General features: G+C 53.0%; 15 protein-coding genes. 7 read left to right on the forward strand and 8 right to left on the reverse strand.

Annotation, left to right across the window (positions count from 1 at the left end; translation table 11 throughout):
- Nucleotides 1-101 precede the first annotated feature (101 nt).
- The 3 genes from FHS90_RS04395 to FHS90_RS04405 all read right to left on the reverse strand — a co-directional run bounded on the left by FHS90_RS04395 (nt 102) and on the right by FHS90_RS04405 (nt 2,058).
- Nucleotides 102-953, reverse strand: a complete 852-nt coding sequence (locus tag FHS90_RS04395) for a hypothetical protein (protein WP_182512023.1) — start codon at nt 951-953, stop codon at nt 102-104.
- A 108-nt stretch (nt 954-1,061) separates the two neighbouring features.
- The gene (locus tag FHS90_RS04400) at nt 1,062-1,391 is read right to left on the reverse strand and encodes an immunity protein Imm33 domain-containing protein (protein WP_182512025.1); all 330 of its coding nucleotides are present in this window, start codon (nt 1,389-1,391) and stop codon (nt 1,062-1,064) included.
- Nucleotides 1,392-1,509: 118 nt separating this feature from the next.
- Nucleotides 1,510-2,058 carry a hypothetical protein gene (locus tag FHS90_RS04405; RefSeq protein ID WP_182512027.1) on the reverse strand — a complete coding sequence of 183 codons (549 nt, stop codon included), beginning with the start codon at nt 2,056-2,058 and terminating at the stop codon, nt 1,510-1,512.
- A 283-nt stretch (nt 2,059-2,341) separates the two neighbouring features.
- Here FHS90_RS04405 and lpdA point away from each other — a divergent pair, with 283 nt between their 5' ends.
- Both lpdA and FHS90_RS04415 read left to right on the forward strand, forming a co-directional pair.
- The gene (gene lpdA, locus FHS90_RS04410; RefSeq protein WP_066839762.1) at nt 2,342-3,736 is read left to right on the forward strand and encodes a dihydrolipoyl dehydrogenase; all 1,395 of its coding nucleotides are present in this window, start codon (nt 2,342-2,344) and stop codon (nt 3,734-3,736) included.
- A gap of 242 nt (nt 3,737-3,978) precedes the next feature.
- On the forward strand, nt 3,979-6,447 hold the full coding sequence (locus FHS90_RS04415; RefSeq protein ID WP_182512029.1) for a TonB-dependent receptor: 2,469 nt from the start codon (nt 3,979-3,981) through the stop codon (nt 6,445-6,447).
- Between the two features lie 125 nt (nt 6,448-6,572).
- On the opposite strand, the gene FHS90_RS04420 is transcribed toward FHS90_RS04415, so the two are convergent.
- From FHS90_RS04420 to FHS90_RS04430, 3 genes are all read right to left on the reverse strand, one after another.
- Complete coding sequence (locus FHS90_RS04420; RefSeq protein ID WP_066836255.1) at nt 6,573-6,875, reverse strand: YMGG-like glycine zipper-containing protein; 303 nt, start codon at nt 6,873-6,875, stop codon at nt 6,573-6,575.
- Between the two features lie 170 nt (nt 6,876-7,045).
- Nucleotides 7,046-7,309: a hypothetical protein gene (locus FHS90_RS04425; protein WP_182512031.1), complete on the reverse strand. Its 264-nt coding sequence runs from the start codon at nt 7,307-7,309 to the stop codon at nt 7,046-7,048.
- Between the two features lie 85 nt (nt 7,310-7,394).
- Nucleotides 7,395-8,282, reverse strand: coding sequence for a DMT family transporter (locus FHS90_RS04430; protein ID WP_182512033.1), 888 nt, complete (start codon nt 8,280-8,282; stop codon nt 7,395-7,397).
- Nucleotides 8,283-8,571: 289 nt separating this feature from the next.
- Between FHS90_RS04430 and FHS90_RS04435 the strand changes: the two genes are divergently transcribed.
- Nucleotides 8,572-10,464: an amidophosphoribosyltransferase gene (locus FHS90_RS04435; RefSeq protein ID WP_182512035.1), complete on the forward strand. Its 1,893-nt coding sequence runs from the start codon at nt 8,572-8,574 to the stop codon at nt 10,462-10,464.
- Nucleotides 10,465-11,003: 539 nt separating this feature from the next.
- On the opposite strand, the gene FHS90_RS04440 is transcribed toward FHS90_RS04435, so the two are convergent.
- Nucleotides 11,004-14,546, reverse strand: coding sequence for a T9SS type A sorting domain-containing protein (locus FHS90_RS04440; RefSeq protein ID WP_182512037.1), 3,543 nt, complete (start codon nt 14,544-14,546; stop codon nt 11,004-11,006).
- A 275-nt stretch (nt 14,547-14,821) separates the two neighbouring features.
- Between FHS90_RS04440 and FHS90_RS04445 the strand changes: the two genes are divergently transcribed.
- The 4 genes from FHS90_RS04445 (at nt 14,822) to yedA (ending at nt 18,300) form a co-directional block, all read left to right on the forward strand.
- Nucleotides 14,822-15,892, forward strand: coding sequence for a DUF6687 family protein (locus FHS90_RS04445; protein ID WP_182512039.1), 1,071 nt, complete (start codon nt 14,822-14,824; stop codon nt 15,890-15,892).
- Nucleotides 15,893-16,021: 129 nt separating this feature from the next.
- Nucleotides 16,022-16,432, forward strand: coding sequence for a hypothetical protein (locus tag FHS90_RS04450; protein WP_182512041.1), 411 nt, complete (start codon nt 16,022-16,024; stop codon nt 16,430-16,432).
- 95 nt (nt 16,433-16,527) lie between these two features.
- Nucleotides 16,528-17,382, forward strand: a complete 855-nt coding sequence (locus tag FHS90_RS04455; RefSeq protein ID WP_182512043.1) for a universal stress protein — start codon at nt 16,528-16,530, stop codon at nt 17,380-17,382.
- A gap of 6 nt (nt 17,383-17,388) precedes the next feature.
- Nucleotides 17,389-18,300, forward strand: a complete 912-nt coding sequence (gene yedA / locus FHS90_RS04460; protein ID WP_182512045.1) for a drug/metabolite exporter YedA — start codon at nt 17,389-17,391, stop codon at nt 18,298-18,300.
- Nucleotides 18,301-18,464: 164 nt separating this feature from the next.
- Here yedA and FHS90_RS04465 read toward each other — a convergent pair whose 3' ends face one another.
- Nucleotides 18,465-19,199 carry a thermonuclease family protein gene (locus tag FHS90_RS04465; RefSeq protein WP_182512047.1) on the reverse strand — a complete coding sequence of 245 codons (735 nt, stop codon included), beginning with the start codon at nt 19,197-19,199 and terminating at the stop codon, nt 18,465-18,467.
- Between the last annotated feature and the right edge of the window lie 627 nt (nt 19,200-19,826).

The following is a 19,826-nucleotide window of genomic DNA, read 5'->3' on the forward strand; positions in this document are numbered from 1 at the left end:
GGCTTTTGCCATTGTGCATTCAGGTGTACCTTATCAGCCGGATTTTAAAAGATTCTCCGCCTGATTTTATTGACTTTTAACAGAGTTCATGTTAGGGCAAGTTATTTTTTAGTCACTACCAGCTTAGATACTAGGTTTTTCCCTGGTGCATGGTTCACCTCTTCCTCAAAGGTTCTCCTTTTCACAAGAACAGTAGAATTGTCAGACCACTTTATGTTCGAAGGGCCCCAATTATTCCCGATTTCCAGCCTCCATTCCTCTGCCAGCGAATCCCCCTGCACCTTCAGGTACTCCATTCCGTTGAAGTTGTAGCCTGCCTCTAAATCATAGCTGGCTGTAATGGCGGATTGCCCGTCGGGTGAGAAGTAAGGCAGCCCGCATATATACTTCTTGAAACCGTTCTTCTTGTTTACCAACAGCCAGGTGTTTCCCTCAGTGAACGGGACATGCACCAGGTAATAGTTCTGGCGCGGGAAGAAGTGCTCCAGGTTGTGGCCCATCTCTTTCTCCTTGTCCCACTGTGGGAGGCTTACCGTTTTCCCGTTGTCCAGTTTCAGGACAAGCATGGAGTCCTTGACGCTGCAAAGGTCTGCCCACTTGGCTAGGAGCATCTTCTCCACCGCCTGAACTCCGTCATAATAGTCCATTCCCTTTGAGACGCGCTGCCTCTCCTTGAAGTCATCAAAGATTGAGGGGAAAGTCGTCTTCTGTGAAGGTGAGAAGTGGAGGATGTAACCCTTGAGGCTGATGGTATCCGTCTCTTTTACCGTGATTGACTTATCTTCTATTTCAGGTGAGGATGCTTGTAGGTCAGAAGAGGAGTCGGCAATAGGGGACGGGGTGGCGATTACCTCAACAGGTGCTACCGCTTTGCCCTCTTCTGTTTTATTGCCTTGGCAGGAAACTATGAAGGCACAAGCTGCCAATACAGGAATATATAATCGCTTATTCATTCTTATTAATTTGCCCTAACGGCTAGTGTAAGCGACGGGCAAGGCCGTCGGCCGATGGCTGGCGTTTACACCTTGTTAGCAAACGTTTTTCTTTTTAAGTACGCTTTTTTATTCTTCTTGTCTTTGGACAGTCCACTTGTCGGAGATATTTTTTCTATATGCATAATGTCCGATGGGCATATCAGCTAATTCTAAAACTGTTCTATCCCTTTCTATAATTTCCCCAAGTCCGACAACTTTTGCTACTTTCTCAAAATCCATAAATTCATCGTCGCTGAAGAATTGCCAAGCTCCGTCATCTGATTCATGTGTAACATAGGTAATCTCCTTTTTGTCATCCAATACAAATTTCGTCGTAAATACGGCTGTATCGTTAGATTCTTTGAAGGCTTTCTGAGGTGAAGTGCTTGATTTTTTGTCGCTGAAGAAGGAAGCCATAAAAACTAGAGATATTTTTCTTTTCGTTTATTTAATGTTTGCTAACGGCCTCGTGCATGTGGCGTGCAAGGCCGTCGGCCGTAGTATGCCATATGCACAATGTTGGCAAAAGTTTTTCTTATTCTTTTTCTATAGCAAGTTCATTGCCTCCACTTAGAATCTCAGCATTATTTTCTTGAGCCCATTTTAGGGTTGATTCGCCAACATACTCTGAATATGTGTATTCACCCTTCTGGTGTTTATATCTCTTTAATTTGCGCCTTATTTTTTTGATGATAGTGTCGGCCCATTCTACGAAATCCTGGTTCTTATCAATCCACTCGGAGTCTTTGTAAGCCCCTGGCTGGAACCACAGTCTGCCTCTTCTTATCATGGTGTCGGTAAAGTAACACCTACTGTACTTGATAACTGGGGATTGCAGGGAATCCACATACCAATAATACTGGCTTGGTAAAAATTTAAGCTGAATGTCATTTAGGTCTTCTCTGCGAGCAAGATAGAAGTTTAGGTCTTCAGATTCATTTAGAAGTAGGCTGTCACTTATAATTGCGACTTCTCCATCTAGTGAAATATCGTTTATAAACACAAGGTTTTCCCAAGTCGCTAGCAAGTTATCGAAGTAGGTCTGGTCTTCCTTGTTCAAGAAGAAATTTACTTGTCTTCCCAAGTCAAATTATGTTTTAAATTTTTGCCAACTACCAAATAACCGTCACAAATACATTTATCACCCCTATACCCGTACCTAAACATACGGTTTACATCCCGTTTCCGGCGGATAAACGTAATAGCACTACCGAATATAGGAGATAGGCAACTCATTATAAAGTGTCCGGTACCGTTTTCGGCCTGTTTTTTCCAAAGCAGGCCAAAAACGGCTTCTTGGGTAGAAACTTGGCAAAAGCGGGTTTATGATGTAGCTTTGCCTGAAGTAAAACCTTACATCCAGACACATGGCATCAAAATACGATTTGATAGTGGTGGGCAGCGGCCCAGGCGGGTACGTAGCCGCCATCCGCGCATCGCAATTGGGTATGAAAGTAGGCGTGGTAGAGAAAGCCGAACTGGGCGGTATCTGCCTCAACTGGGGGTGTATTCCCACCAAAGCGTTGCTGAAAAGTGCGCAGGTGTTTGAGTACATCAAGCACGCGTCAGACTACGGCATCAACGTGGGCGAAGCCTCTGCTGACTTCGGGGCCGTGGTGAACCGCAGCCGCGGGGTAGCCCAGGGCATGAGCAAAGGCATCCAGTTCCTGTTCCGCAAAAATAAGATTGACCATATCGCCGGGTACGGCAAATTAAAAGGCCAAGGCACGTTAGAAGTGACAGCAGAAGACGGCAAAGCCGAAATCTACGAAGCCAAACATATCATTCTGGCCACCGGCGCGCGTTCCCGTGAGCTGCCCAACCTGCCCATTGACGGGCAGAAAATCATTGGCTACCGCCAGGCCATGGTGCTGGAGCAACAGCCCAAGAAAATGGTAGTGGTGGGTTCCGGAGCCATTGGGGTGGAGTTTGCCTACTTCTACAACGCCATGGGCACTGAGGTGACCATTGTGGAGTACCTGCCCAACATTGTGCCCGTAGAAGATGAGGAGGTGTCTAAACAACTGGAGAAATCGTTCAAGAAAGCTGGCATCAACATCATGACCAACTCAGAGGTCTTGTCAGTAGACACGTCTGGCGCGGGGTGCGTGGTGAAAATCAAAACCGCCAAAGGCGAAGAAACCGTAGAGGCAGACGTGGTGCTGTCGGCGGTGGGCATCCAGACCAACCTTGAGAACCTGGGCTTGGAGGAACTGGGCGTAGCCGTAGAGCGTGGCCGTGTCATCACTGATGATTTCTACAAGACCAACGTAGAGGGTGTGTACGCCATTGGCGACATTGTGAAAGGTCCGGCCCTGGCGCACGTGGCCTCTGCTGAAGGAATCATCTGCGTAGAGGCCATTGCCGGGCATCACCCAGAGCCCCTTGATTACAAAAACATACCGGGCTGTACCTACTGCTCTCCTGAGATTGCCTCTGTGGGCTACACAGAGAAAGAGTGCAAAGAGATGGGCCGCGAGATCAAAGTGGGCAAATTCCCGTTCTCTGCCTCTGGCAAGGCCAGCGCCGGCGGCGTGAAAGACGGCTTTGTGAAAGTCATCTTTGATGCCAAGTACGGTGAGTTCCTGGGCGCACACATGATTGGCGCCAACGTAACCGAGATGATTGCCGAGGTAGTGGTGGCCCGCAAATTGGAGACCACCGGCCATGAGATCATCAAAGCCGTGCACCCGCACCCCACCATGTCAGAAGCGGTGATGGAAGCCGCAGCCGCCGCCTACGGCGAGGTAATCCACCTGTAAGTTCTTACATAGAATATGAAAGGCCCGGCCATTGTCCGGGCCTTTCTGTTTTTGGCCTGTTTTTAGAAAAACAGCTCCAAAACAGAAACCAGTTTCACCTGTTATGATTACCGTTAGCGTATGAGTAGGAGAGGTTTAGGGGTTTTAGGGGCTAGAAACCTGGAGGCCCACATGTCACAACCCCGCTTTTACCCGTTCTTATCTAAGTAAGATTGAATACGCTTCCCATTTTATTCCCCCGCATGAAACAGTTCTTATTCCTATTCATACTCCTTTCCCTGTTCAAAATTAGCAGCCAATCTGCCCGGGCGCAGGGCAGCATTACCGGTACATTACAAGACGCCGCCTCTAAGCAGCCCATTGGCTACGCCACGGCTGCCTTGCTGTCAGGTCCAGATTCAGCAATTGTAGCCAGTACGCTGGTAGGGGGAGACGGGGGCTTCACCCTTTCGCCGGTGGCGGAAGGGAAATATGCCCTGAAGATATCATTTGTAGGGTATGCCACCCGGGTAGTCCCCAACATTGTGCTTACTTCGGCAAAGCCGAAGGCAAATCTGGGGGTGATTCAGCTGCGCGCTGCCAGCACCCAACTGCAGGCCGTAGAGATAGTGGGGCAGCGGGAGCAGGTGGAGTATGCCCTGGACCGGCGGGTGTACAATGTGGGGCAGGACCTTTCTACGGTAGGCGGCACGGCGGTAGACGTGATGCAGAATGTGCCCTCAGTGACGGTTGACCAGGAAGGGACGGTAAGTATGCGCGGCACCTCCAACATCACCATCCTGATTGACGGCAAACCCTCTGCGCTCAGTGGCCTGGGCCTGGACCAGATCCCGGCCAGTACCATTGAGCGGGTAGAGGTGATCACCAACCCGTCCAGTAAATATGACCCCAGCGGTACGGGCGGGGTACTGAACATTATCCTCAAAAAAGAGAAACAGCGCGGGCTCAACGGCATGGCCTCTGCCAACGCCGGTTTGGGTGGGCGCTACAACACCTCCCTCAACCTCAACTACCGGTTTGGCAAGCTGAACCTGTTCTCTAACTATGATTTCCGGCATGACATCAGAAAGGGCACCGGCCGCCAGTTCAGGACCAACTATACAGATAACCCGCCGTTTCAGGCGCAGGAGTCCCGCAATACCTATACCTTCGGGAACCATAACCTCAGGTTTGGGGCTGATTACCAGCTTACAGAATCCCAGAGCCTGACAGGGTCTGTGCTGTACCGCTTCGGCTACCGTGACAATGAAAGCACCAGCTTCTACCGCTATCTGAACCCGGCGCAGTCCCTGGACAGCACTTCTCTCAGAAACTCTGCTGGCAACGAAGACCGCCGGCTTTGGGAGTACGCGCTCAGTTACCGCAAAACGTTTCAGGAGGCGGGGCGCGAACTGACCGCAGATGCCGTCTTCAACGTGGAGCGCGAGCCGGGGTATGAAGAATTCGGCTGGCGGTTTTACAAGGCAGATGGCTCCCCCAGCCAGTTAACCCCGGCCACGGTACAGCAGAACTATGCGCTGGAGCAGGAGCGGGAGTTCTCTCTTCAGGCAGATTATGTGAACCCCATTGGGGAGAAGGGCAAGTGGGAAGCCGGCTACCGCACCACCTTTGAGCGCGAAGACTCAGATGTGCGGGCGTTTGACCTCAATGCCAGAACCGGTTTTTTTGAAAACAGCCTGGGCCGAACCAACCACTTTGTCTATGATGAGTGGGTGCATGCCCTGTACGGGAACTATGGCAATGTCTTCAAGAAGTTCAGCTACCAGCTGGGGGCACGGCTGGAGCAGACCAACATCATCACCAACCAGGTAACGCAGCGTAAACGCAACAAACAGGATTACCTCAACCTGTTCCCCAGTCTGTTCCTGACCTATGAGTTCTCAGAGGAGCAGAAGGTGCAGACCAGCTACAGCCGCCGCATTGACCGCCCCGGCACCCGCCAGCTGAACCCGTTCCTGGACATCTCTGATCCGTACAACCAGCGGCAGGGCAACCCGAACCTGAACCCGGAGTTTATTGACTCCTATGAGGTGAACTACCTGCGGTTCTGGGATCACGCCACCGTGACCGGAACAGTTTTCTACCGCAAAATGACAAATGTGGTGCAGCAGCTGCGGGAAACCCGTGATGACCCTGTGTACCAGTCTGTTTCTTTTGCCACCTACCAGAACTTTGCAGACGGCCAGTCTTATGGGGTGGAGCTGACCGCCAGCGCCGACCCCACTTCCTGGCTGCGGCTCAACGCCAACGCCTCTGGTTTTAACTACTCCATCAACAGTAGCAGCCGGGGGGTGGCCAACGCCAGCCGGGTGAGCTGGACCGGGAGGCTCAATTCTAACGTCACGCTGCCGTACAAGACAGAGGTACAGCTGTCTCTGTATTACCGGTCGCCTACGGTGATGGTGCAGGGGGAGCGTTCTGGCATGTTCACCACCAGCCTGAGTGCCCGCAAAGAAGTTTTCAAGGGCAAAGGCAACATTATCCTGCGGGTGCAGGACATCTTTGACACCATGCGGTTTGACTCCTACAGCTTCGGGAATAGGGGGGAAGTCAAGACGTTTGAGGAGACCAGCCGCTATAAACCGCAGAGCCAGCTTGTGTACCTGGGGTTCAGCTACCGGTTTGGGAACAACCGCTCCCAAAAGCCGGAAAGGGAAAAGCAGGACAACAACTCCGTTCCCTCTGAGGGCGAAGGCGCTGGCCAGTATTAAAAAAGGTTTTCTGTTTTGGGGCTGTTTCCAAAAAAACAGCCCCAAAACAGAAAACCTTAATAGAAAAAAAAGAGAAGCCCGTTCCTTTTAAGGGAACGGGCTTCTCTTTTTCATGCAGCAAATCATTAGTCATTGTCTTTTTTGCTGTACTGCTTGTAGCGCTTAGGGTCCTTCTGTTTGTCTTTCTTTCGGCCTATGGCGCCTCCGGTCACGGTACCCACGGCAGCGCCTACCACGGCACCTTTGCCGCCGCCAACCGCTGCGCCGGCGGCGGCCCCGCCGGCCCCTCCAATCAGTGCGCCTTTGGCTTTACGGCTCCAGCCTTTCTTCTCTTTTTTCTTGGTGTCCTGTGCCTGTACGTCTGCCACGCTCCCGCCCAGCACGAAAACAGAACACAGCATGATCAACGTTATCTTCAGATCTTTCATGGTCTTTACCAGTTGTTGAAGTTGTAGTTTACGAAGGTAAACAGCGGGAAAACTGGTTTAAACAAAGATTGTAATGGTACTGGAGGCGAGAAAGGTAAAACTGCTGGTCAACAGGCCGCGGTGATGTCTGTTTTAGGGCTGTTTTCTGAAAAACAGCCCTAAAACAGACATCACCCCACCATTGTCTTTACTTTGATAATGGTGGTGAGGTAATCATAAATCTCAGTTACCTCCTTGTCATAGATAAAGGTGTTGTACTGGTCGGCGGTGACCTTGCAGACGCGGCACCCGTTCTCCACCATCTGGAAAATCACTTCCCTGATGCGCAGCGGGTGCCCCGCCACGTTCAGCATGCAAGTGGCGTCTTTCGCCTCTACTTGCAGAAAAAGGTGATGCAGCGCATCTGCATCAAACGGTGCCGTTTCTTCCAGCATAATCTCCTTAGTTCAGGTTTAGCCAAGAACACCCGTTTGGGCAACTTGGTGCAAACGAAACAACAAAATCTGTACCCATTCCCGCTTACGCCACCGCCTTTTTGGGCTTACTCACCAAATACACCCCGCCAAAAATCATGGCGGCGTAAAGCGCCTTCTGCCAGGTGAAAACGTCTTTGCCCAGCCCCACCGCAATGAAGATGGCAAACACCGGCTGCAGGTAAATGTACACGCCCACCAGCGCCGGGCTGGCGTATTTCATGGCCCACACGTTGAGCAGGTACGCCAGAATGGTCATGCAGATCACTACAAACGCAATGGCCGCCCAGATACTGGCCGGGAATGTGGCATACGCCGGCTCCAGCACCTGCTGCCACCCAAACGGAAGCACGCCCACCGCGCCAATGAGAAATATACGGCTAACCACTGTAATGGGATTGTACCGCTGCATCAAGGGCTTCACCAGCACCAGAAAAGCGCCAAAGCAGACGGCATTGAAAAGAATAAGCAAATCACCCAGCACGTGCCCCTGGGTGTTGCCCGCCTTGCCTGAGATGAGCAGCATGGCCCCCAGGCCGGCCAGCAGAATGCCCACCATCCTGTACGCCTGCAGCCGTTCCCTGAGCAGATACGCAGACAGCAGCACCACTACCACCGGTGACACCGTCTGGATGAGGGAGGCATTTATAGGCGAGGTCAGGTTCAGCCCCGCAAAGAAAGACAGCTGGTTCAGTGTGATCCCCAGCAAGCCGCAGAGCGCCAGCCGCCCCCAGTCCTGCCGGCTCTGAATCTTCTCTTTCACCACAAACGCAGAGATGGCCCCAAACACCAGCACCGCACTCACCACCCTGATCACAATCAGCCCGAACGGCTGCACATAGGCCGGCATGACTTCTTTGGCAATGCTGTAGTTGGCCCCGTAAATCAGCGCCACCAGAAACAGCGCCGCGTGTACCCTCACTTTTTGGCTCATGGCGGCAAAGGTAGGCAACAGGCGCGCGCACTTTCCAGAAACCGCGCTGTTTTTGGGTTACTTTCAGGAAAGCAGGCCAAAAACAGAAGCCAGAAACGGTGGGGCAGGTGTTTGCCGGCCACGGCTGACTTTCTTTCGCCTACAGGGAATGAAACCGCACATAAATTAGTTTTTCCCTTGGAAGGGTACGTGTTTTTAGGCTTACTTTGCATCTCCGTTCTGCCTTGAGGGCAGAATGGCCGCGGAAACCACTGAACCCGTGTTTTCCCCCTTCTTAACCATCTGTAGAATGAGTGATGCCATAAAGCATGAGTGCGGAATAGCTTTGGTCCGCCTCAGAAAGCCTTTAGAATACTACGTTGAAAAATACGGCACTGCCCTCTACGGCGTACAGAAAATGTACCTGCTCATGGAGAAGCAGCACAACCGCGGCCAGGACGGCGCCGGTTTTGCCAGCATCAACATCAACGCCAAGCCCGGCACCGAGTACATTGCCCGCTACCGCTCCGTGAAGACCAAGGCCATTGACGCCATCTTCGGGAAGATCAGCATCAAGTACAACAAGTGCCGCCGCCGCAACCCCAAAGATTCTCAAAACATTGAATGGCTCCGGGAGCAATTGCCGTTTTTAGGCGATGTGTACCTGGGCCATTTGCGTTATGGGACCCACGGTGAGAACAGCGTAGACAACTGCCACCCCATGATCAGGGAGAACAACTGGCGCAACAGAAGCCTGGCCGTGGCCGGTAACTTCAACATGACCAACGTTGACGAGCTCTTCAACGTGCTGACTGACCTGGGCCAGCACCCGCGCCAGAAGATTGATACGGTGACGGTTCTGGAGAAGATTGGCCACTTTCTGGATGAGGAAAACCAGCGTCTGTTTGACTACTACAAGCCAGACAACAACAACCAGGAGATCACCCGCCTCATAGAAGACAACCTGGACCTGCAGCGCGTGCTGCGCCGGGCCTGCAAAGACTTTGACGGGGGGTATTCCATGGCCGGACTCACGGGCTACGGCGCCGCCTTTGTAGTGCGCGACCCGTCTGGCATTAGGCCGGCGTATTATTATGTAGATGAGGAGGTGGTAGTGGTGGCCTCAGAGAAACCGGCCATCAAAACCGCCTTCGGGGTAGAGTATGACCAGATCAAGGAGGTGTCTCCCGGCTGTGCCCTCATTGTGACCAAAAGCGGTGAAGCCAGCGAAAAAGAGGTGCTGCCCGCCCTGGAGAAAAAATCCTGCAGCTTTGAACGCATCTACTTCTCCCGCGGCAATGACCCTGAGATCTACCGCGAGCGGAAGGCGCTGGGGAAACTGCTGTGCCCCACCGTGCTGGAGGCCGTGAAATACGACCTGGAGAACACCGTCTTCTCCTATATCCCCAACACCGCTGAGACGTCGTTCCTGGGTATGATGGACGGGATGGAAGACTACCTGCGCAGCTACCGCCGCAAAGCCATTACTGAGGCCGGGGTTGATGAAGAAAAACTGGACAAGATCTACTCGTTTAAGCCCCGGGTTGAGAAACTGGTGATCAAAGATGCCAAACTGCGCACCTTCATCACAGATGACAACTCCCGTGATGACCTGGTGGCCCACGTGTATGACACCACCTATGGCGTGGTGAAAAAAGGCATTGACACGGTGGTGGTGATAGATGACTCCATTGTACGCGGCACCACCCTGGAGAAAAGCATTATCAGAATGCTGGACCGGCTGGAGCCGAAGAAAATCATTGTGGTTTCCTGCGCCCCCCAGATCAGATACCCAGACTGCTACGGCATTGACATGTCTAAGATGAAGGAGTTTGTGGCCTTCAGGGCCATGATGGGCCTCCTGAAAGACAAAGGCAAAGAAGGCCTGGCCGAAGAGGTATATCAGAAGTGTGTGGCAGGCCTGGCTTCCGGCACCGCCAGAGAGCAAAACTTTGTGCAGGAACTCTACCAGCAGTTCACCCCTGAGGAAGTGAGCGCCAAAGTGGCCGAGATAGTGAAAGCCGCCGATGTGAAAGCGGAGGTGCAGGTGATTTTCCAGACCATTGAAGGTCTGCATGAAGCCTGCCCCAACCACTTAGGCGACTGGTATTTCACCGGAGATTACCCCACTCCAGGCGGTATGAAAGTGGTAAACCGTGCTTTTGTGAACTTCATGGAGAACAAAGCGGGGAGAGCGTATTAAGGTGCAACTTTTGTAAGAGACTGATTTTAACACCCTGCTAAGATATAAAAGGGAGCGCTGGTTAACAGTGCTCCCTTTTTGCGTTTTGGGGCTGTTTTCTGAAAAACAGCCCCAAAACGGCAGGCAGTGGAGGCAGATTTGGTAGTGATATATTCAGTTCTAACGGGTAGGCCCAACCTTCTTCCAAGGTGAATGCGAAAGGATACAAAAGCTTTTTGCCCTGAAAAGACTTTACGGTTAGTTACCTTTTCAGCCTATTTCTCCTGGGTCCCTCAGCTTTTGCCCAGAACACCGCTCATGATTGTAACGAGGAACTTTGGTATAAGAACAGTGTGCTCTACAGCCCGGAGGTTCACCCCTTAAAAGACAGCAACAGAGACGGCGTAGGCGATTTTGATAGGCTGGCCGGGGCATAGTGTGTCGCTGTTCAACGTTACCACAGCCATTGCAGAAGCCAGTAAAAGCCCCCATGGGTTGTTGGAACTCATGGGGGCTGGTTCATTTTGGGCCTGTTTTCAGAAAAACAGCCCATAAACGGGTTACTGCTTCACAAACCGCTGCCGTTGAACCTGCTTCTCCTGCCGTAGCTGAAGGAGATACGTGCCGGCCGGTAGGTGCTTTACCTGAATGGTTGCCACGGTTCCTCCCAACACGGGAATCACGCGCTGTACGGTTCTTCCGCTGAGGTCTATGATCTCAATCTCTGCGTCTGGAGCCAGGTCTACACCTGAAATGTACAGGACTTCCTGACTGGGGTTGGGGTAAAGCTGGAGCCCGGAAACGCTGGGTGCCGCACCAGCCTCTGCTGAGACCACCTTACTGAACTCAAACTGCCCGTCATAGTCAACTTGCTTGATGCGGTAATAACCCACGTGATGGTCTTTGTTGGGGTGCAGGAACTGGTACCGTTGAATAGTGGTGGAGTGGCCGCTCCCAGGCAAAGCCCCTACTTGGGTAAACTGCCTTCCGTCAAGGGAGTATTCTATTTCGAAGCGGTCATTGTTGGTCTCAGAGGCGGTGGCCCAGGTGAGGAGCACGTGCTGTTGCTGCCGCTGTGCTTTCACGTGCAGCCAGGAAACAGGCAGGGTAGATTCCAGGTTGCCTATGGCCAGCTGCCCAAACTGATTTATAAAGTTGCGCTTGGCATAGCCGCTGGCCAAGGTTCGGCCTTCTTTGTTGGGGGCGTCTAAGGTGCCGCCGCCGGTATTCCAGTCTTTGCCACTGGTAGACGTAAGCGGGCGTAACAGCAGAGCAAAGGCATTGTCTATGAGGCCGCTAAACCCGTTCAGGTACGCAAAGGCGGTGTAACTTCCGCTGGTGGGCTGGGTATTGGGTTCTACTACCCAAACCCCTTCTGGCTCTATGCGCGTGTAGGTGGCGCCGGCTTCTGTCACCTGCAGATCAGTGTCCTGGTGATGGGTGAGGGGTTGAAAACTTACCAGCAGGCTTTGGAACCCGTTTCCGCCCAAGGCATTGGTCTGAATATCCAGCTGGCGTTTGCCGTTAAGTGTGCCCACCGGAAAGCTGTACGTCCCGCTGCTGCCCATGGCCCGTCTCAGGTTGCCCAGAATGTAAAAGGCAGGATCTGCCAACTCTATTGCGGCAGGGGCCGTGCTGTTAATGGCAAGCTCATTGGCTCCAGTCTTAAAGAGGCTGCTCTTCATGGTAAATACCCCGCTCACCGCCACTGAATTGGTCAACGTAACGCCGTACCCGGTTTTAGCCACAAGTAAATTGGCTACAGTTGCCGGAAGGCCGTCTCCTGAGACCATTTCTGAGTTCCCCACAAACCCGTAGCTGGCCTGGGTAGAATAACTTCTGGGGCCAATTACCCTAATATTTCCGTCTGAAGTGGTGGTACCCGTTTGTTTTATGCCCTGAGGCGAGCCATAAAGCAAGGTTGCGCCGGCCTCCAACACAAAACTGCCTGACCCTCCAATGGCACGGTTGCTGGCAATCTGTAAAACCGCCGGGGCCTTGACCGTGAGCGTACCTGTGACATCTAGGTTGCCGCTGAGCAGCTGGTTGCCATTTTCATTGAGCGTATTGGCCTCAGTGGCGGTCAAGGTTACATGATGGTACGTGATCTTTTGGGAGCTGCCATACGTTCCCCTGAGCGATTGGCTCTGGCCGTTGGTGGTGCCGTAAAACTCAATGGTGCCGCCGGTCAGCTGATAAGGCTCATTTCTGCCCGCAAGTTCTGGCAAGGTGCCGCTGCTTTTGCCTAAGCGCAGCAAACCGCCTGTCATGGTCAAACCGCCGTCACCTTTCAAAGTTTTATTTCCAGTATCAAAGAGGGCATGGGGCAGAATAGTTAGCTTCTGGTTGACGGTAGTGGTGGTGGAAATGGTTTTGGCATTGACGCCGGCAGTGTTGCTGCCACTGATGATGAGCTGGTGGTAAGTTTTCCCCCTAAGTGTCTGATCGCCGTTCCCCGCCAGCTCAATGCTGCCACCCGTTAGCTCGTAAGCCCCGGATAATAGCGGAACGGTGGTGCCAGTCATGGCAATACGGTACGTGCCGCCCGTCATAACCAATTTACCGGAGCTGGTAATGTCTGCCGTGGGGGTGGCAATCAACACCCCTTGTCTGATCTCCAATTTTCCGCCACCGGCGGAAAGGGTGGTGTTGCTGGAAATACCGGTGCTTTGGGTAAGAGTGACAGACGTGGGGTTGTCTATGATGATGATTTTGCCATTGGCCGTGGTGGTAAAGGCATTCCCCGTTTGCTGGGGCACGGTGCCGCTATAGACAAACGTGGCCAGCTGGTTAAAGGTGCGACGGCTGTCAGTAACCTGCACGTTGCCGGCCAAACCAGTGGCATTGATTCCCTGGGCACTGGTGATCAACAGTGTCCCGCCCTGCTCTAACCTGAAATAACCCTGGCCCTGAACTGAATAACCGTTTCCGTTCGCGTCTGTGCCAAAATCTAAGGTGCCGCCATTCTCTACGGTCAACGTGCCCGCATAAACAGAGTTGGAAGGATTAAGCCTCAGGTGCTGCTTGAGCCGTACCTGCGCCCCAGGCTTCACCCCCAGTGAAACATGGTTAACAGACCCCGCGGCGGCAATTTCCTGCCAGCTGGTGCCGGTAAAGCTGATTGCGCTGGAGCTGGTGGTAACCGTGCTGCTGTTGTTGATAGTGGAGCCGGCGTCCTGGGTGAGATGGCCTTTGAGGTCTACCAACGTGGTGGCGCCGGAGCTGGCCGTTTGGTTCAGGGTAAGGCTGGCGTTGCTCAGAGCGAGGTCTCCGGCCAGGGAAAGATTGGCTGTTCCACTAGCCTGGTTTTGGACAAAATAAGTGCCGCCGGTGAGAGAGAGACCTTGCCCAAACTGCAGGGAAAGGGAGATCCCGGCCGCCAGGGTAAGGGTGGAGCCGGTTGGTAATACTGCGGTTGCCGTCTGGGCCGTGATAGAGCCGCTGGTGTTTGTTAACTGCCAGTTTACAGCAGAGGCGGGTGCTATAGTCAGTTTCCCGAACCAAAAACCGTGGGGTTGCGTGGTGAGGTGGCTGCCAGAGAGCAGGAGGGCGCTGGCGGTGGCATTTTCAATTCTAACCTCAGAAGTGGCGTCTATTTCTTCAATGCCCGCCCAAAGGGGAGAAGCCGCCTGGTAGCCTGGTGACTGGATCAGGAGCGTGCTGTTTGCCTGGAGTTGGAGCGTTCCGCGGTTGTCTACTTCGCCCTGCAGCACCAGACGGGCGGAAGGGGAAACTGTTAATCTGCCGGTAGTGCGGAGGTGGGCATTGGCAAGCACGGTCACGGGGGCTGCAGCTGTTACCACCAGGTTGGCTACCTCAAGGGGCCCTGCAATCTGCAACGCATGTGGGGCATACAGGGTGGAGGTCACCGGGAGGGGGTAGGCGGCAGGCTGCCATGCTCCGTCTACAGAGAGCTGCTCCAGTTGGGCAGTGCCAGATGTCTGGCTGATGTTTCCTGCGGTTGTGGTGCGGTAATCGCCGGCTTGGAAAGATGGTGTCGTTTGGGCAACAGCCGCGGAGTTCCAGAAGATGGAGAACGCCCACACCAGCATCCAGACTTGAAAGGCGGTCAGGGTTTTGGCTTTGTAAACATTAGCTGCCATAAACTAAAGTATTAATGATTAGATAGATAGCTGAGGGAGTGAGTTGAAGGGCGAACCAAGAATAAAGGGAAGGAGTTCAACGGCATGTGAGATATTGAGAAAAAATTTTCAGAGAGACGGTAGGCCTTCAATAGTACCAGCTTTAGAAAGGGGAGCTCTGTTGGAAATACCAGTCATTTGCTTCGTAAGGGTTCGTGACCAATATTCTTAGTTTCTGTTTTTGGCTTATTTTCAGGAAAACAGGCCGAAAACAGAAAACGTACTTATTTTTGCGCATGGCCTATTCCTATCTTCCCTTTCCAGAACTTAAGAAGACCCCCGCGGTGGTGGTTGATAGTTTTCACCCTAACGGTCTGGTGTTGTCACACTGGCGGGGTGCGCCCGTCCCTGATGAGTTGAGGGAAGATACCAGCGCCGGTATGGTGCTCCAGGCCCTTAAGCAGGACTGGCCGGAACTAAAAAAATACCACCGCGCCACCGCCAACCACTTTGACATAGATGCCCTGGTGGGGGTTTGGGCCTTGTTGAATCCAGTCTTAGCAGGGCAGCATGAAGAGCTGCTGCGGCAGGTGGCCATTATTGGAGATTTCAGGGAACTGAACCTGTCAGCGCCTCATGCTGAGGAGGCCCTTCAGTTGGTCTGCTGGATCAATGCCGAGGAAAAAAGCCGTTTTTACCCACCCTTTGGCGCCTATGAGCTGGAGGAGAATGAGGTGGTGGCGTCAATTCCCAAATTTGAGTTCTTTCTGCAGGCGTTTACAGAGGTGCTATTGCACCCTCAAGAATACCGCACCCTCTGGCAACCGGAGTTTGAGCAGGTAATGCAAAGGCACGCACAAATGCACGGTCCAGAAACAAACCTGACAGCTTTGCCCGCCTTAGGCCTGGTAGTGCTGGAGACCCCTGAGCCGGTGCATTATTATGCTCTGTTCAGCCGTACCGCTGGGTTTGACATAGTACTGGCGTGTTATCAAGACCAGCGGTATGAGGTGGAGTGCAAATACACCACCTGGGTAGATATTGCCAGCCGGCCCACCCTGCCCAGGCCAGACCTGAGGCCACTGGCCCGGCACCTGAACTCCCTGGAAACCTCTGGCCGAAGCTGGGCCGCTGACGGTCCCACAGACACCGGGCCTCTGTTGAGGCTGCAGGGGCAGGAGTTAAGCAAAGCCCAGCGGTACGGCAATCCGCAGGAGCGGCCTGTCTATTCTTCATCTTTGACACCAGCGCAAATGGTACGGGAGGTTTCTGCCTTTTTAGAAGAGGTTTTTAGAGAGGTAAAGCCCAAAAAGTATTGGACTTGGGCAGAAGTAAGGGAGTTTAACCTCAATAGTACAAAAAAATAATGGTTGCGTGTCTTGTAGTGCGTGCAATTGGTGCATAACTTTATGCAATAAATTCAATATAAAATAGTTTGCATTTCTACGGTTCCCCCCACCTACAGGATAGTGCATCTGCAGAAGACTGTTTCTGTTATGGTAAAAATTGCACAAAACCCGTACTACACCATAAAGGTAGACGAGGGGAAGAATAGGATTTTATTAAACATTTGTGGTGGCTGGGGAGGTGAAACCGAAGTTTCTCACTACCTGGAGCATTGGGATCTGGCGTTAAGGCTGGTGCAGCCTGGGTTTACCATTTTATCTGACATCAGGGAGGCCAAAGAGCATTCGCCTGAGGTGAGATGGCTGCACCTGGAGGCACAACGCAAAACCTTGAACGCCGGTCTGGCTCATGTGGCCGAAGTTCACCGGCTCAACGAGTCCGGGAGTGATTATGCCATTGATATGGCCCAGGAAAGTAAAATCCCCCTGAATATCTTTGATAACGTGGCAGACGCAGAGGCGTGGCTGGAGGAAATTGTGCAGGAAAAGAAAAGAAAGTAGCCCGCCATTCCCCAAACAGAACCCAGACAGAATATGCACGTTTCTTAATATGGTTCCGTTGCCGTATACTTGGGCAACCATCTATCCTTGAAACTATGAAAAAGATAATCTGTCCCGTTGACTTCTCCAAGACGTCTAATAAAGCCGCCGAATATGCGGCCCACATAGCCCAGCGCACCGGCGCCTCGTTGACCCTGCTGCACGTGCTGCACCTCCCTATCATGGATACCTCTGAGTCTGCCATGATGGCGGCCCAGGTGCTGGACGAGCAGCGCCTTATTGCCAGTGACAAGCTGCACTCTCTTTCCCTTTACCTGCAAGGCCTGTTTGGGCAACTGGGTGGGGCCAATTTTGTCATAGATTCTAAAGTGCAGGAAGCCTTCCTGGCCGATGCCGTAGAGCGTCTGGTGAAGGAGGAAGGGTTTGATTTTGTGGTGATGGGAACCACCGGCGGCGGCAATGCGCTGGAGGAAATCCTGATTGGCAGCAACACAGAGAGCGTTATCTCCCAGGTTAAGTGCCCGGTACTGGCCATCCCCTCTAATGCCACTTTCCCTGAGATACACCGCATTGTCTATGCCTCAGATTACCAGCCCGAAGATTCGCAGGCCCTGGGGCAGGTATTGGCGCTGGGGGCCGTGTTTCAGGCCGAGGTAGAGGTGGTGCACGTGAGCAAAAGCGCCGACGCCGAGTCTACCCACCGGGCCAAAGCGTTTATTGAGCGCATCAGAACCGATTTAGGCAACCTGAACGTGCATTTTCAGGAGGTGGTGCACCCAGATGAGGAAACCGGGTTGAAAGAATACCTGAGCAGTACCCAAAGCAACATGTTGGCCATTCTCAAGAAGCGCCGGTCTTTCTTCAAAGACCTGTTCAGAATGAGCCTGGCCGAAAAATTGACCTACCAAACCAAATTACCTCTGTTAGTTTTGCACGCTGACGCTGAATAAAATCACATGCCTTTTACAACTGTTTCCTGTGGTGCCACCGGTTGGCTTAAAATCGCGGCTTTTGCCGCGATTTATGTTATTTGGGGTTCCACGTACCTGGCCATTGCCTTCGCCATTGAAACGCTGCCGCCGTTTTTGATGGCGGGGGCGCGGTTTCTGCTGGCCGGGGCGCTCTTGTTCTCCTTTGCCCGGTGGCGGGGGGCGCCGGTGCCCACGCGTCTGCATTGGCGTAACACCGCCATCATAGGGGCCCTGTTGCTGCTCATAGGCAATGGCGCCGTGGTGTGGGCAGAGCAGCGGGTGGCCTCTGGCATTGCCGCGCTTTTGGTTACCACTGAGCCGCTGTGGGTTGTATTGCTGCAGTGGGTAGGCAAATCTGGGCAGCGCCCCAGCGGCGGGGTTTTGCTGGGGCTGGCGCTGGGCATAGTAGGCATGCTGGTGTTGGTGAGCCCCTGGGAAATCACCGGCGGCGTGGACCTCCTGGGAGGGGCGGCCATTTTCTTCGCCGCCGGCGCCTGGGCCTATGGTTCGTTGTATTCTTCCAAAGCAGCCTTGCCGGCCAACGCCATCCTGACCACGGGCATGCAAATGCTGTGCGGCGGGGGCTTGCTGCTGCTCACCGGTTTTGCCACTGGCGAATGGCAGACCACCCACTGGGAAGCGGTACACCTGAAATCCTGGTTGGCCCTAGGCTATCTGGTGGTTTTTGGGTCGTTGGTGGCCTTTACGGCGTACAGCTGGCTCACCCGGGTGGCCCCGCCGGCGCAGGTTTCTACCTATGCGTACGTGAACCCCGTAATTGCGGTGTTGCTGGGCTGGGCCTTGGCTAATGAAACTGTTACGTATCAAACCTTAGTGGCAGGTGTCTTGCTGGTTTTGGCCGTAGTCCTGATCACCTTGAAAGCCAAACATACATAACTCCAGGTGTTGCCCCCTGTTGGCAGATAAAAGTGGTAGCATTGGCTGCTGGGGGAGGGACGTTTCTGTTTTCGGCCTGTTTTCAGAAAAACAGGCCGAAAACAGAAAACGGTGCAGTGTGAGATTGGGGCAGCCCCAGCAAAAAGGGGAGTGGTTGTCAGGTGTTACTGGGCGCAGACCTTGCAGGGGTGGCGGTTTTTAACTGCTGCCTGGGCAGAGGTGATTGTACGCACCTCGCTTTTGCAGGAGGCCAGGGCGCGGCACCCTTTTAGCACATGGTACGTGCTGGCGCTTTTACTGTCACAGATAAAGACACGGCCCGCGCTGCCCGGCTGTGCAGTGTCTTTGATATCTGATTGTTCCTGCTTTTTACCCGCTGCGGCTTTTTTCCTTTTCCCGTTCCTGAACTCCCAGGGCGCCTGCGGCGAAGGCCCGGCCCAAAGCCCACGTTTGTCTGCTCTTGCCTCTGCTTCCAGCTGGGCCAGCTGTTTGCTTTTAGAATAGGCGACGTAATGCCAGGCAAAGCCGTTCCTGACCAGTTCCTCGTTCAGGTTTCGGCCGTCAGGCAGAATAATTTCCCCCACGGTGCGGCCGTAACGGTCCAGGTTGTGCTCTACCAGCTGCACATATTTCCCGAAGGCCATTTCAGAGGTGTACATTCTGGACTTGGTCCCGAAATCCTGGTTCTTCTCAGGGGCGTCAACTCCGTAGAGCCTCACCCGCAGCGGCTTCCCGTCTTTTAGCAGTTCAATGGTGTCGCCGTCTTTGATGGCAATGACTTTGTAGCCGTTGCCCGTCTGGGGTTCCGGTTGCTGCTCTTGCTTTTGCGCCTGCTGGCAGGAGACAAAGAGAAACAGCCATACCCAACATTTTAATAAGAGAAGCTGACCAGAACGCATAAGGGAGAAGTTTTGATTACAGGAGATACGGCAAAAATAGCGGGAATGATATGAAGTACCACCGCAAACCTGCTGGTTTCATTTCCTGTTTTCGGGCTGTTTTCTGAAAAACAGCCCGAAAACAGGACGCTTAACTTTCCTCTAATCCAAGTTCTTTCTTTATGGCAAAGTCTGCTGCGGCTAAGGGGCTAACCAGTTTTGATTCTGTAACCGGTGCCGCAGCAGTTTTTATTAGAGCAGGTTTAACTGTGTCTATTGCGCTGCATACGGGCCTAAAAAAGGGCCTGACCTCGCACCAGGAGAGTTCGTTTACTGCTCTAAAATCACTTTAGAAGCCCCTATCGCTATATTTCCGCCTGCGGAATTCAAAGTATAAGCGAACGTTAACCAGTTTACCTCGCTCCAGATGCCTTTCTCCTCTTTTATCCTTCTGGAAGAATTTTAGTAGCAAGCGGCGGTTCGCTTTCTTATGAGACAATCTAGTTCGCTCACAAGATCCTTCCAGGAGGACAGAGAGGAGAGAAATGTATAGTATAAAGCCCGGCACTTACGTGCTTGGCTGCCTTACAAAGATGTAAAACGCCCGAAGACCGAAACCTGAGAGGTCACTTGCAAGGCAAAAAAAGC

It is taken from the genome of Rufibacter ruber, from assembly GCF_014138425.1.
GTDB lineage: Bacteria > Bacteroidota > Bacteroidia > Cytophagales > Hymenobacteraceae > Nibribacter > Nibribacter ruber_C.